Below are 12811 nucleotides of genomic sequence, written 5' to 3' on the forward strand. Positions count from 1 at the left end.
GGGCGGTTATTACACAACCGATTGGTACTGCGCCGGCCGCGTCGCGAGCGCCTTCTTCACGATGCCTTCGATGAAGGCGCGCTCATCGCCGATGAGCGGCAGGCGCGGGCGGCGCATGTGCTCGGTGCCCACGCCGACCAGGAGGTCGATGAGCTTGAGGTTCTGCACCAGCTTGGTCGATACGTCCAGGTGCAGCATCGGCGTCATCCACTGGTAGAGCTTGAGCGCCTCGGCGAACTTGCCGGCCTTCATGAGGTCGTAGAGCGCCACGGTCTCGCGCGGGAACGCGCAGCCCACGCCGGCCAGGAGGCCATCGCAGCCGAGCGCCAGGCCCTCGTAGGCCAAGTCGTCCACGCCCAGGAACAGCTGGTAGCGGTCGCCCACCGTGTTGCGCAGGTCCGTGATGCGGCGGATGTTGTCGGTGCTCTCCTTGATCGCGGCGATCCATTCGCAGTCGGCCAGCTCCACCATGTGCTCGGGCTTCAGGTCCACGCGGTAGGCCACCGGGTTGTTGTAGACCATGATGGGTTGCTGCGCGGCGTTGGCGATGGTGCGCACGTTGAGCATCGCCTCGCGCGCATCGGCCACGTAGATCACCGAGGGCATCACCATGAAGCCGGCCACGCCCAGCTTGTTGGCGCCGTCCACGTAGCGCAGCGCTTCACGCGTGCTGGTCTCCGACACGTTGGCCAGCACCGGGATGCGGCCGTCGGCGGCCTCCAGCGCAATCTTGGCGACCTGCAGTTTTTCCTCGAGCGTCAGCGTGCTGGCTTCGCCGAGCGAGCCGCAGGTCACCAGGCCATGGATGCCGTTGCGGATCTGGAAGTCGATGTGGCGCGCGGTGCCCTCGGCATCGATGCTTTCGTCGGCGTGGAACTTGGTGGTGATGGCGGGAAAGATGCCTTGCCAGCGGGGATTGCTCACGGGTTGCTCCTCAGGGGATGACGGTGGGAAAGGTCCGCACTTTAAATATATTAAGGATATATCGTCAAGCTGCGCGTGGGGCAAGCGCTCTTCCGTAGCGGGTGGGTTGTGTGATATCGCCGGGCGGATCGCGCGCCGGCGCGGCGCCGGCGCCTATTTGCGGCCGTCCGCCGGGCGCAGCAGGCCTTTGCGCAGCGTGACCGGCTTGCCGATCGGCGGCGCGGTCTTCGTCTCGACCGTGCGCAGCGAGCCGTTGTCCATGCGCACCGCGACCTCGTAGACCGTGACGGTGCGCACGTGCTTCTCGACCTCATTGCCCGCGAAGCCGCCGCCGACCGCGCCCAGCACGGTGGTCGCGACGCGGCCGTTGCCATGGCCGAACTGGTTGCCGACAAGCCCGCCCACCACGCCGCCGGCCACGGCGCCCACGCCGGTGGTGTTCTGCGCGCGCTTTTGCACCGGGCGCACCGATTCGACATGGCCGCAGACGGCGCAGGGTGGTGGGGCCGGAGCGACGGGTGCGGCCGCAGCGACCGGGGCGGCGCCGGGGCCTGGGGACGGCGCAGGTGCGGCAGTCATGGCCTGCGGCGCCGCGCCGGTCGTCACCGGCGGCACGGCCGGCGCTGGCGCCACTGGCATCGCTTCAGGCTTGAAGTCGTCCGGTGCGGTGGGCGAACCCGCGGCCGGCGCGGCGGCCACTATCGCCGGCGGCGCGCCCGCATCCTGCCGATGCAGCAACACGCCGCCGAGCGCGGCGACGGCCACTGCCAGCACGCCGATCACCGGCCACAGGACCTTCGGCAGCCTGCTCGCGGGTGCGCCCGAAGGCAGGTTGGGTGGCGAAATCGAGTCCATGAAAAGTCCCCTTGCGGTCCGGGGCGGATGCACCGGAACTCACCAAGGAGCATGAGCGCGGCGGGCGCGTTGTCAATTGACCGGCGTCCTACACGCCGCGCCGGCCGCGCTCAGTCGATCTTCGCGCCCGACGCCTTCACCACCACGCCCATCGCATCCCAGTCCGCGCGCAGCAGCTTCTGGAACTCTTCCGCGCTCTGGCTGCGCGGCTCCACGCCCAGGCGCTTGAAGCGCTCTTGGATCGCCGGATCGGCCAGCACCTTGTTGGCCGCGGCATTGAGGCGCTCGACCTCGGCCTTGGGCGTGCCGGCTGGCGCGAGCAGGCCGATCCACGAATCGAAGGCGTAGCCCGGCAAGCCGCTCTCGGCCACGGTCGGCAGCTTCGGCAGGAAGGGGCTGCGCGACTGGCCGGTGGAGGCGAGCAGCTTCATGCGCGCATCGTCCTGGAAGCCCATCACGCCGATGCTCGAGGAGATCACCGCCTGCACCCGGCCCGCGAGCACTTCGTTGACGGCCTCGCCGGTCGATTTGGTCGGGATGTGCGTCATCTGCAGGCCCGCCTTCGCGAGGAACGACGCCATCGCCAGGTGCGTGGCGCTGCCGTTGCCGGCCGAGGCGTAGTTGTACTTGCCCGGGTTGGCCTTGACCTCCTTGATGAAGTCGGCCGTGTTCGACACGTTCATGCCGCTGGCCACCGCCAGCACGTAGCCCGCGTTGCCCACGTTGGCCACGCCGACGAAGTCCTTCAGCGGGTCGTAGGGCAGCTTGCTGTAGAGGAACGCCGCGATGTTGTGGCTCGCGGCCGCCAGCACCAGCGTGTTGCCGTCGGCCGGCGCGCGCGCCACGATGGCCGCGCCCACGGTGCCGCCCGCGCCCGCGCGATTCTCCACGATGGCGCTCGCATTGAGCGCCGCGCCCAGCTCGTTGTTGAAGGCGCGCGCCACCGTGTCCTGCACGGCGCCGGTGCCGAAGGGCACGATGACGTGGATCACGCGCTGCTGCGCGTGGGCAGCGCCGAAACTGCCGAAACCGCAGAAGGCCACGGCGGCTGCAGCCGCAGCCAGCGAACGCCGGGTGAACAGGGTGGAAGTCATCGTTGTGGCCACTTTCATCATCGTCAACAGGAAAGGAACTCAGGTGCCCGACGGCAGCCAGCGCTGCACCAGCTTCACGAAATAGCTGGCACCGATCGGGATGATCTCGTCGTTGAAATCGAACGAGGTGTTGTGAATGATGCAAGGGCCGGGCCCGTGGCCGTCGAGCCGGTGGTCGCCGTCGCCGTTGCCCAAAAATGCATAGCAGCCGGGCCGCGCGAGCAGCATGTGCGCGAAGTCTTCTGCGCCCATCACTGCGGGGAAGTCGTCGGTGACCATGTCGTCGCCCACGACCTCGCGCATCACGCCGGCGGCAAAGCGCGCCTCGGCCGGATGGTTCACCGTCGGCGGGGAGGAGCGGTTGAAGTACACCTCGGCCGTGCAGCCATGCGCCGCCGCCACGCCGGCCGCCACTTCACGCAGGCGTGCCTCGATCTTGTCGATGGCCTCGATGGAGAAGGTGCGGATCGTGCCGCCGACCGTCGCCACATCGGGAATCACATTGGGCGCATCGGAGCCCTGCATCTGCGTGACCGCGAGCAGTGCACGCTCGGTGCTGGGAATGGTGCGCGCCACGATCGTCTGCAGCTGCTGCGCGAGCGTGACCACCGCGGCCACCGGGTCGATGCCCGTGTGCGGCATCGAGGCGTGCGTGCCGCGCCCGTGCACGGTGATCCTGTAGGTGTTGCTGGAGGCCATCAGCGCGCCTTCGTTGAGCGCGAAGCGGCCCACGTCGCCGACCGGAAAGTTGTGCAGCCCGAAGACCGCGTCGCACGGAAAGCGCTCGAAGAGGCCCTCGTCGATCATCTTCCTGGCGCCGGCCTTGCCCATCTCTTCGGCGGGCTGGAAGATGAAATGCACGGTGCCGTCGAAGTCATCCGGCCCTTGCTGCGACAGGTGCCAGGCGGCGGCCAGCAGCATCGTCGTGTGGCCGTCGTGGCCGCAGGCGTGCATGCGGCCGGGGTGGGTGGACTTGTGGGCGAAGTCGTTGGCTTCGTTGAGCGGCAGCGCGTCCATGTCGGCGCGCAGGCCGATGGTGCGGCTGCCCGTGCCCTTGCGCAGCACGCCCACGAGGCCGGTGCCCGCGATGCCGCGGTGCACCTCGATGCCCCATTCGGCCAGAAGGTTGGCCACCTTCTCGGAGGTGCGGTGTTCTTCGAAGCCCAGCTCGGGGTGGGCGTGGATGTCGCGTCGGATGTCTACGAAGCGGGCGGCGTTGCTGGCAAAGGCGTCAACGAGGTTCATGGCGGGTGGGGCTGCGGGAGTCGTTCGAAGCGAACGATTCTGGCGCAGCCGCCCGCCGGGCGCACGCTGGTTTGCGCTGGGTCTGCTCTTGGCCTGCTGTGGCCGAATCAGCCCAGCCGGCCTTCCTGCCGCAGCTTCGCGCCGATGCGGCGGATCTCCGCCTCGCCCTGCTCCAGCGTTGCGCGGCTCGTGTGCACCGAGTAGTGCCCCATCACGAGGTCGTGCGGGTGCTTGACCGCCGAGCCCAGCACGAACGACGTGTCGCCGCGCGCCGTGAAATCGATGGCCTCGCCGGACTCCTCGAACACCGCCAGCTCGCCGGTGCCGATCGGCCCGCCGGTGCTGTCGCCCGCATCGAGCGCGCCGCCATTGACCGCGACCCACCCGACCGTGTGGCCGGCCGGCGGCGTGTAGCGCCAATGCTCGCCGTCCTTCAGCTGCACGGCCAGGTAGTTCATCGGCGCCGGCGCCGGAATGGCGCTCTGCGCCGCGCCGTAGCGCCCGAGCAGCACGCGCGCGGGGCCCTCCTGCGGCACCTGCGAAGGCGCGAGGTAGATGCTTTGCGCCGGCGCGTTTTCTTCCGAGGCCGGGAGCGCCACCCAGAGCTGGAAGCCGCGCACGCGCTTCACGTCCGGCGCGGGCGCGCCCGTGTGCCACACGCCGTTGCCCGCGCGCATCCACTCGACGCCGCCGCCGCGCAGCACGCCCCGCTCGCCCTCCTTGCCGGTCGTGTCTTCGTAGAGCGTGTCGCCCTCGATGAGCCAGGTCAGCGTCGCGATGCCCGAGTGCGGGTGCATGCCGAAGCCCTTGTGGCCGCCGCCGACATCGAAGCCGAACAGGTCCAGGAACACGAAGGGCTTCAAAAATTCGCCCAGGTCGCCCGGGCTCATGAGCCGGGTGATCGGCCCGTGCTGCGCGCCGCGCGTGCGGTAGACGATGGCGCGGGCTTGCGTGGCGACTTCAATTGCGGTGGTCATGCGGCCTCCCTTGCTGTCTTCAGCGCGCGGGTCCACCACGCGAGGTCGTCCAGCATGCCGGTGGCGGCCTGCGCGAGGTGCGGAAAGTCGTCGAAGCTCTTGCCCTGCTGCCAGATGCCCATGAACTCGACCATGCCGATGTGCACCGCGTTGCGCACCGGCGCCATCTGCATCTCGACCGCGACCAGCCGCAGCTGCTCGACCGCGCGCGCCGCGCCCACGCCGCCGTAGCCCACGAAGCCGATCGGCTTGCGCACGAACTCCTTGTAGGCCCAGTCGATCGCGTTCTTGAGCACGGCGCTCGGGCCGTGGTTGTATTCGGGCGTGACGATGACGAGGCCGTCGAAGGTGGCCAGCTTGGCCTGCCAGTGCTGCGCGGCCTCGTTCTTCACCGGGCCCCAGGCGGGCGCGCCGGCTTCGTTGAAGAAGGGCAGCGGATGGTCGCGCAGGTCGACCAGCTCGAAGGCGAGATCGGTGCGCTGCTTTGCGATGTCGTGGATCCACTGCGCAGGCTTCTCGCCGAAACGGCCCTCGCGGGTCGAGCCGAGGACGATACCGATGAGAGGTTTTTGCTGGGTCATGGAGTGCTCCTGAATGGGGGTGGGCTGGAGGCTGGAAAAGCCATGACCTGAAGATTAGGGTCACACCCATTGATCGACTAGACGGTAGAGTCGGATTGCACTCGTCCATTCTTGGAAGGAATCCACCCATGCTCGACCTCAACGACATCGCCATGTTCGTGCAGGTGGTGCGCCACGGTAGCTTTGCCGAAGCCGCCCGGCGCCTGGGCCTGCCGCCCAACACCGTGAGCCGGCGCATCCAGCAGCTCGAGGCGCAGTTGGGCACCCGGCTGATGCAGCGCTCGACCCGCAAGCTGACGCTCACGAGCGCGGGCGAGGCGTTTCACGAACGCTGCGCGGGGGCCGTCGACGGGCTGATCGACGCCGGGCAGGAGCTGATCACCGGCAGCCAGGAGCCCAGCGGGCTCGTGCGCGTGGCGGCGACGGCGGATTTCTTCGATTTCTTTCCGATGGAGTGGGTGGCGGATTTCCTGGCGGCGAATCCGCTGGTGCGCGTCGATTTCGTGCTGAGCGACGCGAAGGCCGACCTGATCGCCGACCAGATCGACGTGGCGTTTCGCGGCGGAGCGCTGCCCGATTCAGGCTTCGTCGGCCGCAAACTGCTGGGGCCGCGCACGGACGGGATGGTGGCGAGCCCCGCGTACATCGCCGCGCGCGGCGCGCCTCTGACGCTGCAGGACCTGGCGGATCACGACTGCGTGACGGCGGCGCATCCGAGCGGCCGGGCGACTTGGCGCGTGACCGGGCCCGATGGGGTGGACGAGGAAGTGCAGGTCACCGGGCGCTTCAGCGGGAATACGGCGCAGGCGTTGCGCAAGGCCGCGGTGGCTGGTTTGGGGATCGCGCTGCTGCCGCCATCGATGGGGCGGCTCGATGTGGAAGCTGGTCGGCTGGTGCCGGTGCTGCCGCAGTACCAGCGCACGGGGCATGGGCTGAGCGTGCTGTATCCGAGCCGCAAGCACCTGCCGCTGGCGGTGTCGGCGTTCATCGGGATGGTGATGGAGAAGCTCAGCACGGAGGAGACGCTGCCGGCGGCGTTCAAGTCGTGGGAAAACCTGGGTCCAACGGCGAATCGATTTCCACAGAAAATGCCCCGATGAAAATCGAAAAAGACACCGTCGTCACCATCAAGTACAAAGTCTCCGACGCCCAGGGCAAGCTCATCGAAGCCAGCCCCGAGCCGATGGCCTACCTGCATGGTGGTTACGAAAACACGCTGCCCAAGATCGAGGAAGCGCTCGACGGCAAGGAAAAGGGCTTCCAGACCGTGCTGAACCTCGCCCCCGAAGACGCCTTCGGCCAGCGCGACGAGGCGCTGGTGCGCACCATCCCCAAGACCGAATTTCCTCCGGGCGTGAAGGTGGGCGGGCAGTTGCAGGGCCGGCTCGACGACGGCACCGAGCACGTCTTCACCGTGACCAAGATCAAGGGCCCGGTCGTGCTGCTCGACGGCAACCACCCGTGGGCCGGCAAGGCGCTGAAGTTCAGCCTGCAGGTGACGGACGTGCGCGCGGCGCTGCCGGTGGAAATCGAGCACCGGCATGTGCATGGTGCACACGGGCACCATCACTGAGATCGAAGCTCGGCGGGCGCGCGCCGGCTACTTCCAGAACCGCGGCGCCTCGTCGATCCCGTTCAGCGCCTTGCGGCATGTCTTTGCATGGACCGCATGCCTCGCGCTGAACCAGCCGACCGCAAACCACGCGCGCCCATCGCGCTCGGTGGCTTCGCGGTAGAGCGCGAGCGCGACGGCTTCGTCGTTGAATTCGCCCAGCGCGTCCTGCGCGGGGCGCAGGTGCTTCAGGTAGCGCTCGGCGGCTGACGACGACTTTTCATCGGCATCGAACAGCGGGGCGACGAACTCCGCGAGGTAGCGCAGGCGCTTGAGCCGCTTGCGCACGCGGTGCTGGCTTTCGGTGTCGAGCGACTCGAAGCGCTTGCCGTCGCGCACCGCTTGCTTGTGCAGGTGCTGGAGGCGCTTGCGCAGGAAGCGGCGGGCGTCGTTCAGGCTCATCGGGGCCGGCGCCGGAGGGGTTTCGTCGGTCGTTTCGGCGTCGGAGGCCTTCGGCGCGGCTTCTGGCTCCGGCGCTGCAGCGGTGAAGCCGATCAGCGAAACCAGCACCGACTGGAATGCCGGCGCGCGGACGATGTCGCCCGACGACGGCGCATCGACCGCCGCCGCGTCACCGCCCGCCAGCGGATCGAACTCCGGCGCCCCTGCTTCGCGCAGTTGCGGCTGCGCCAGCTTCACCACCTGTTCGCGATCGCGCAGGTCGCCGAGCGCGCGGAAGGCGTCGACCAGCGGCGGCTCCCATCGGGCCGCGTCGAAATGGCCGCTGCCCGCATTGAGCCCCGCCAGTTCGCGCAGCGCGGTGCGCAGGCGCCGGATGCCGATGCGCAGTTGGTGGATCTGCTCTTCATCGGTGCTGCCCGCCGCGATCTCGCTGGCGTTGGGCAGCATCTGCGCGAGGCACGACGCGACGATGGCCTGCTGGATCGCGCGGCCGTCGAGCTTGTCCTTGCCTTCGGGAAAGCGCGGTGTCTCGGCCTTCACGGCCGCCACGACCTCCACCTTCGCCAGCAGCCGCGCGCCGCGCTCGGCCTTGGACACGGTGCTGAACCACAGCCCGTGCTGGTGCGACCAGCGGCGCGCGAGCGCCACGAGCCCCTGCACGTCGCCGCGCTTGAGTTCGAGCTCCAGTTCGCACACGGGCGATTCGGACTGCTCGGGCGTGCCGGCGTGCGCCACGACCTTGCCGACATCGAGCGCCATCTCCACGACCGCGGCGCCGGGCCCGCTGACGCGCACGTCGCGCGTGAGCCGCACGATGTCGGTGGACTGCCGCTCGACCAGCGGCGCGCCGCTCGCGGCCAGCGCCTTGGTGAGCCGGTCGCCCACGAGCGTGCCCTGGTGGCGCTGCGGGTCGATGCTCGGTGATGCGGCGGCGGTGCCGAGTTCGACGTTGTGCTCCAGACGGTGCAGCGCGTTGTCGCCCGTCGCCTTGACGGTCTGCACCCAGCGCCGCCCCTCCTTGCGAAGGCGCAGCACGATGCCCTCGGCGGCGAGCGCCTGGTCGGCGGTGTCGAAATAGCGCGCCTGCAGGCGGGTGCGCACGACGGTGCCGCGCCGCAGCGCCGCCTCGACGGCCTGCAGCCGGTTGGCCGGAATCTCAAACTTGAACTCGATTTCCATGGCGGCCATGATGCCCCGCCTTCTTCGGGCGCCACGCAATCTCCCGAGGGCCCGACCGGGCAAAAACAAAGATTCGAAAAATCATGTGGACGCCGTCCATTTTCTTTGTTATCGTTTGTGGACGGTGTACACAACACACCGGCAAACCTCCAGATCCAACCCTTCATCGACACAGGAAACATCATGGCCAACAAGCAGATCTTCGTGAACCTCCCCGTCAAGAACCTCGAGAAGACCAAGACGTTCTTCGCCGCGCTGGGCTACACCTTCAACGCGCAGTTCACCGATGCGAATGCCGCCTGCATGGTGATCGAGAAGGACAGCATCTTCGCGATGCTGCTGGTGGAGGACTTCTTCAAGACCTTCACCACCAAGAGCATCACCGACACGAGCACCAGCACCGAGGTGCTGGTGTGCCTGTCGTGCGAGAGCCGCGCCGAGGTCGACGCGCTGGTCGCCAAGGCGGTGGCCGCCGGCGGCACCACGCCGCGCGAACCCCAGGACTACGGCTTCATGTACGGCCACGGCTTCCAGGACATCGACGGCCACCTCTGGGAGCTGATGTACATGGACCCGAACGCGGTCGTCCAGCACCAGAACCCCTGACGCCCCGGCGCTGAGGAACAAGAGCCATGCCCATCGTTCCATACGCGCTCTTCACTGTTGCAGGGAAGGCCCCTACCGGAAGGCGCAGGCGCCCCGATATTCCATCCATTGGCACGGCATCATCGGCCGAGCCCCCCATGGAAAGGAATAGCCGCATGTCCGACAACAACAACAACAAGGGTCCCATCGTCCAGGTCAAGCCGCTCGGCTTTCCCTGGCAGACGATCGACCCGTTCCTGTTCTGCGTCTATCACGACGACGCCTACCCCAAGGCCAACGGCCGCATGGGCCCCGAGGCCTCGCTCGCGGGCCGCCAGATCGGCCAGGACTTCAGCCGCAAGGACGGCTGGAGCATGTACCACGGCGACACGGTGCCGGGCTTTCCCTCGCACCCGCACCGCGGATTCGAGACGGTGACCATCGTGCGCAAGGGCCTGGTCGATCACTCCGATTCGCTGGGCGCCACCGCGCGCTTCGGCGGCGGCGACGTGCAGTGGCTCACTGCCGGCAAGGGCATCGTGCATTCGGAGATGTTCCCGCTGCTGGACGCGGCCGCGCCCAATCCGCTGGAGCTCTTCCAGATCTGGCTCAACCTGCCGGCCAAGAACAAGATGGCCGAGCCGCACTTCACGATGTTCTGGTCGGACGCGATTCCGCGCTTCGCCTCGGACGACGCGAAGGGCGGGCGCACCGAGGTGGCGGTCATCGCGGGCCGGCTCGGCGACGCCGGCAACGGCCAGGATCCGATCCAGCCGCTCGCGCCGCCGCCCGCTTCATGGGCTGCAGAGGCCGATGCCGACGTGGCGATCTGGACGATCAAGATGACGCCCGGCGCGCAATGGACGCTGCCGCCCGCCACGGGCGAGGGCACGCGGCGGATGCTCTATTTCTTCAAGGGCGCGGCCGCGCAGATCGGCGGCGAGCGCATCGAAGGGCCGGTGGCGGTCGAGCTGCGCGCGGATGCGGCTGTCGAACTGGTCAACGGCGACGACGAGAGCGAGTTCCTCGTGCTGCAGGGCCGCCCGATTGCCGAGCCGGTGGCGCAGTACGGCCCTTTCGTGATGAACACCCAGGCCGAGATCAGCCAGACCATGGCCGACTACCGCCGCACGCAGTTCGGCGGCTGGCCCTGGGACGACTCGGCGCCGGTGCACGACGCCAAGGCCGCGCGCTTTGCGCGGCACCCGGGCGGCCGAGAGGAAGTGCCGGCAGCGACGTAAGACCCGGGGGTCTTGTCGCGAAACACCGCGGAACCGGCTTCGCCGGGCCGCAGGTGTTGCCCCCGGTAGGGGTTGGCGAAGCGACACGAAGTGCGCGGAGCCTGGGGGCGAGCTCGATGTTCTGGGGCGAGGTCGATCAGAACGTCTTGATGACCTCGATGCTCGGGGCGGTCATGCTGGGGACGAATTCCGTCACGTCCATCCGCGCCACGCCGCCCTGCACGAACGGGTCGCGCGCCAGCACCGCTTCGAGCGCCTCGCGGTCGCCTGAGCGCGCGAGGATCACGCCGCCCGTGCGCGGCACCTGCCGGCCCGACGCCACGAAGAGGCCGCTCTCGTAGTGCTTCTTGAGCCAGACCATGTGCGGGTCCATCAGCGCATCGACTTCTGCCAGGGGGCGGGTGTAGGTGAGGGTGACGATGAACATGGGCAGGATGGCGTGAATACGGAAAGCCCCAATCCTATGCCTTGGCGGGGTACCCACCGCGCGAGAGTGTGCGCGTGCGTAACCGAACGCCTGCGCGCTATTCGATCGCCACGCCGCCTTCTTTCAGCAACTTCGCGAATCTGGCGGTTTCCTCGCGGATCTGGTGGGTCATGTTCTGCGGCGAGCGGTTCGCTGACAACTGGAAAGAGAAACCGCCACGGCCCGCGCCTGCGGCTTTCTGCTACCGTATTTTTCATCGCCGACCGCTCACCGGAGACCTGCTCATGCCGCTTCGCCCGCCACCGATCCTGCCGCCCAGCTTCGTACCGCCGTACCTGCTGGACCGGCTCGCGGCGCACGCCGATGCACCGGTCAGCGCGCGCGCGGCCAACACGCTGATGATCGACCGCGAGCACCGCGGACTGCGCGAATTCCTCGCGCCCAAGGTGTCGTCGAGCCCCGCGCCGCAGTACGCGAAACGCGGCTCGCCCGAGCGCAAGATCCATGACGCGGGCAACACCACGCAACTGCCCGGCAAGCTGATCCGCAGCGAAGGCCAGGCGGCCAGCAAGGACCTCGCGGTCGACGAGGCCTACGACGCCCTGGGCGCCACCTGGCGCCTGTACCACGACATCTACGCGCGCGACTCCATCGACGCTGCCGGCATGCCGCTCACGGGCAGCGTGCACTACGGCAACGACTACGACAACGCCTTCTGGAACGGCACGCAGATGGTGTTCGGCGATGGCGACGGCGAGGTGTTCAACCGCTTCACCATTGCCGTGGACATCATCGGCCACGAGCTCACGCACGGCGTGATCGATCACGAGTCCGGGCTGGTCTACCAGGGCCAGTCGGGCGCGCTCAACGAATCGATCTGCGACGTGTTCGGCGCGCTGGTCAAGCAGCACGTGCTCCAGCAGACCGCGCAGCAGGCCGACTGGCTGGTGGGCGCGGGGCTTTTCAAGGAAACGGTGAAGGCGCGCGCGCTGCGCTCGATGGCCGAGCCCGGCACCGCTTACGACGACCCGGTGCTCGGCAAGGACCCGCAGCCCGCGCACATGAAAGACATCGTCGTCACGCGGCAGGACAATGGCGGCGTGCACATCAATTCCGGCATTCCGAACCGCGCCTTCCATCTCGCCGCGACCGCCATCGAAGGCCCGGCGTGGGAGACGGCCGGGCGCATCTGGTACGACACCGTGTGCGACCGCCGGTTGAAGCAGGACGCCGATTTCGCCGCCTTCGCCGAGCTGACCGTGAGCGCCGCGGCCAAACGCTTCGGCGCCGGCAGCGCGGCGCACAAGGCGGTCATCGCCGCATGGAACACCGTGGGAGTCACCGCATCATGATCCACCTGCCGCCCCTGACCGAAGCCACCGTCGTGCGCGTAACGCGCGAGGGCGGCATTGCCTACATGCCGGGCCTCGCACGGCCGCGCAGCTTCCAGCTGGGCGATTGCACCGAGGAGCTGCGCCGGCAGATCGACGACGCGCTGCAAAGCGCCATGCCGCATGCCGAGGAAAGCGGCGCCACATCGCCGGGCGGCGACCAGCGCGTCTACCGCGTGGAGGTGGTGATGGAGAACACGGCCACCGCCAGTTCGGTCAGCTTCGACGTGCCCGAGACCGAGGCGCCCGCGGCGCTGGTGCATCTGTGGAAGGACGCGGGCAAGCGCCGCTGACCTTG

Annotated in this window: 14 protein-coding genes; 6 read left to right on the top strand and 8 right to left on the bottom strand. The window is 68.4% G+C overall.

Going from position 1 to position 12811, the window contains the following annotated elements; genetic code table 11:
* Positions 1-9: 9 nt before the first annotated feature.
* The 6 genes from JC881_RS09100 to JC881_RS09125 form a co-directional block, all read right to left on the bottom strand.
* On the bottom strand, positions 10-924 hold the full coding sequence (locus tag JC881_RS09100) for a dihydrodipicolinate synthase family protein (protein ID WP_198785397.1): 915 nt from the start codon (positions 922-924) through the stop codon (positions 10-12).
* Between the two features lie 153 nt (positions 925-1077).
* The gene (locus JC881_RS09105; protein WP_198785398.1) at positions 1078-1779 is read right to left on the bottom strand and encodes a glycine zipper 2TM domain-containing protein; all 702 of its coding nucleotides are present in this window, start codon (positions 1777-1779) and stop codon (positions 1078-1080) included.
* Between the two features lie 110 nt (positions 1780-1889).
* Complete coding sequence (locus JC881_RS09110; RefSeq protein ID WP_198785399.1) at positions 1890-2873, bottom strand: tripartite tricarboxylate transporter substrate-binding protein; 984 nt, start codon at positions 2871-2873, stop codon at positions 1890-1892.
* Positions 2874-2912: 39 nt separating this feature from the next.
* Positions 2913-4118, bottom strand: coding sequence for a M20 aminoacylase family protein (locus JC881_RS09115; RefSeq protein ID WP_198785400.1), 1206 nt, complete (start codon positions 4116-4118; stop codon positions 2913-2915).
* A gap of 107 nt (positions 4119-4225) precedes the next feature.
* The gene (locus JC881_RS09120; RefSeq protein ID WP_198785401.1) at positions 4226-5095 is read right to left on the bottom strand and encodes a pirin family protein; all 870 of its coding nucleotides are present in this window, start codon (positions 5093-5095) and stop codon (positions 4226-4228) included.
* The gene (locus JC881_RS09125; RefSeq protein ID WP_198785402.1) at positions 5092-5676 is read right to left on the bottom strand and encodes an NADPH-dependent FMN reductase; all 585 of its coding nucleotides are present in this window, start codon (positions 5674-5676) and stop codon (positions 5092-5094) included. The genes JC881_RS09120 and JC881_RS09125 overlap by 4 nt, the downstream gene beginning before the upstream one ends.
* A gap of 128 nt (positions 5677-5804) precedes the next feature.
* Between JC881_RS09125 and JC881_RS09130 the strand changes: the two genes are divergently transcribed.
* Together JC881_RS09130 and JC881_RS09135 are read left to right on the top strand one after the other, a co-directional pair.
* Entirely contained in the window at positions 5805-6776 is a 972-nt protein-coding gene (locus JC881_RS09130; protein ID WP_198785403.1) for a LysR family transcriptional regulator, read from the top strand.
* Positions 6773-7249 (top strand): FKBP-type peptidyl-prolyl cis-trans isomerase, encoded by a 477-nt coding sequence (locus tag JC881_RS09135; protein ID WP_198785404.1) that lies wholly within the window; start codon positions 6773-6775, stop codon positions 7247-7249. Before JC881_RS09130 ends, JC881_RS09135 begins: the two co-directional genes overlap by 4 nt.
* Positions 7250-7276: 27 nt before the next feature.
* Here JC881_RS09135 and JC881_RS09140 read toward each other — a convergent pair whose 3' ends face one another.
* A complete protein-coding gene (locus tag JC881_RS09140) occupies positions 7277-8878 on the bottom strand; it encodes a CYTH and CHAD domain-containing protein (protein WP_198785405.1) in 1602 nt (533 codons plus the stop codon).
* A gap of 174 nt (positions 8879-9052) precedes the next feature.
* On the opposite strand from JC881_RS09140, the gene JC881_RS09145 reads away from it, so the two are divergent.
* Positions 9053-9475 carry a VOC family protein gene (locus JC881_RS09145; RefSeq protein WP_198785406.1) on the top strand — a complete coding sequence of 141 codons (423 nt, stop codon included), beginning with the start codon at positions 9053-9055 and terminating at the stop codon, positions 9473-9475.
* 155 nt (positions 9476-9630) lie between these two features.
* Positions 9631-10695 (top strand): pirin family protein, encoded by a 1065-nt coding sequence (locus JC881_RS09150; RefSeq protein ID WP_198785407.1) that lies wholly within the window; start codon positions 9631-9633, stop codon positions 10693-10695.
* A gap of 136 nt (positions 10696-10831) precedes the next feature.
* On the opposite strand, the gene JC881_RS09155 is transcribed toward JC881_RS09150, so the two are convergent.
* Positions 10832-11122: a YciI family protein gene (locus tag JC881_RS09155; protein WP_198785408.1), complete on the bottom strand. Its 291-nt coding sequence runs from the start codon at positions 11120-11122 to the stop codon at positions 10832-10834.
* Between the two features lie 284 nt (positions 11123-11406).
* On the opposite strand from JC881_RS09155, the gene JC881_RS09160 reads away from it, so the two are divergent.
* Together JC881_RS09160 and JC881_RS09165 are read left to right on the top strand one after the other, a co-directional pair.
* Positions 11407-12474: a M4 family metallopeptidase gene (locus tag JC881_RS09160; RefSeq protein WP_198785409.1), complete on the top strand. Its 1068-nt coding sequence runs from the start codon at positions 11407-11409 to the stop codon at positions 12472-12474.
* Positions 12471-12806 carry a protealysin inhibitor emfourin gene (locus JC881_RS09165; RefSeq protein WP_198785410.1) on the top strand — a complete coding sequence of 112 codons (336 nt, stop codon included), beginning with the start codon at positions 12471-12473 and terminating at the stop codon, positions 12804-12806. The genes JC881_RS09160 and JC881_RS09165 overlap by 4 nt, the downstream gene beginning before the upstream one ends.
* Positions 12807-12811: the final 5 nt, after the last annotated feature.

The sequence above is a fragment of the Variovorax sp. IB41 genome (genome assembly GCF_016405905.1).
Classification (GTDB): Bacteria; Pseudomonadota; Gammaproteobacteria; order Burkholderiales; family Burkholderiaceae_C; genus Variovorax.

What these genes read in the sequence shown, in the direction of transcription:
- JC881_RS09105 (WP_198785398.1), bottom strand. Translation starts at nt 1,779, where the DNA reads ATGGACTCGATTTCGCCACCCAACCTGCCTTCGGGCGCACCCGCGAGC.
- JC881_RS09110 (WP_198785399.1), bottom strand. Translation starts at nt 2,873, where the DNA reads ATGACTTCCACCCTGTTCACCCGGCGTTCGCTGGCTGCGGCTGCAGCC.
- JC881_RS09115 (WP_198785400.1), bottom strand. Translation starts at nt 4,118, where the DNA reads ATGAACCTCGTTGACGCCTTTGCCAGCAACGCCGCCCGCTTCGTAGAC.
- JC881_RS09120 (WP_198785401.1), bottom strand. Translation starts at nt 5,095, where the DNA reads ATGACCACCGCAATTGAAGTCGCCACGCAAGCCCGCGCCATCGTCTAC.
- JC881_RS09125 (WP_198785402.1), bottom strand. Translation starts at nt 5,676, where the DNA reads ATGACCCAGCAAAAACCTCTCATCGGTATCGTCCTCGGCTCGACCCGC.
- JC881_RS09130 (WP_198785403.1), top strand. Translation starts at nt 5,805, where the DNA reads ATGCTCGACCTCAACGACATCGCCATGTTCGTGCAGGTGGTGCGCCAC.
- JC881_RS09135 (WP_198785404.1), top strand. Translation starts at nt 6,773, where the DNA reads ATGAAAATCGAAAAAGACACCGTCGTCACCATCAAGTACAAAGTCTCC.
- JC881_RS09140 (WP_198785405.1), bottom strand. Translation starts at nt 8,878, where the DNA reads ATGGCCGCCATGGAAATCGAGTTCAAGTTTGAGATTCCGGCCAACCGG.
- JC881_RS09145 (WP_198785406.1), top strand. Translation starts at nt 9,053, where the DNA reads ATGGCCAACAAGCAGATCTTCGTGAACCTCCCCGTCAAGAACCTCGAG.
- JC881_RS09150 (WP_198785407.1), top strand. Translation starts at nt 9,631, where the DNA reads ATGTCCGACAACAACAACAACAAGGGTCCCATCGTCCAGGTCAAGCCG.
- JC881_RS09155 (WP_198785408.1), bottom strand. Translation starts at nt 11,122, where the DNA reads ATGTTCATCGTCACCCTCACCTACACCCGCCCCCTGGCAGAAGTCGAT.
- JC881_RS09160 (WP_198785409.1), top strand. Translation starts at nt 11,407, where the DNA reads ATGCCGCTTCGCCCGCCACCGATCCTGCCGCCCAGCTTCGTACCGCCG.
- JC881_RS09165 (WP_198785410.1), top strand. Translation starts at nt 12,471, where the DNA reads ATGATCCACCTGCCGCCCCTGACCGAAGCCACCGTCGTGCGCGTAACG.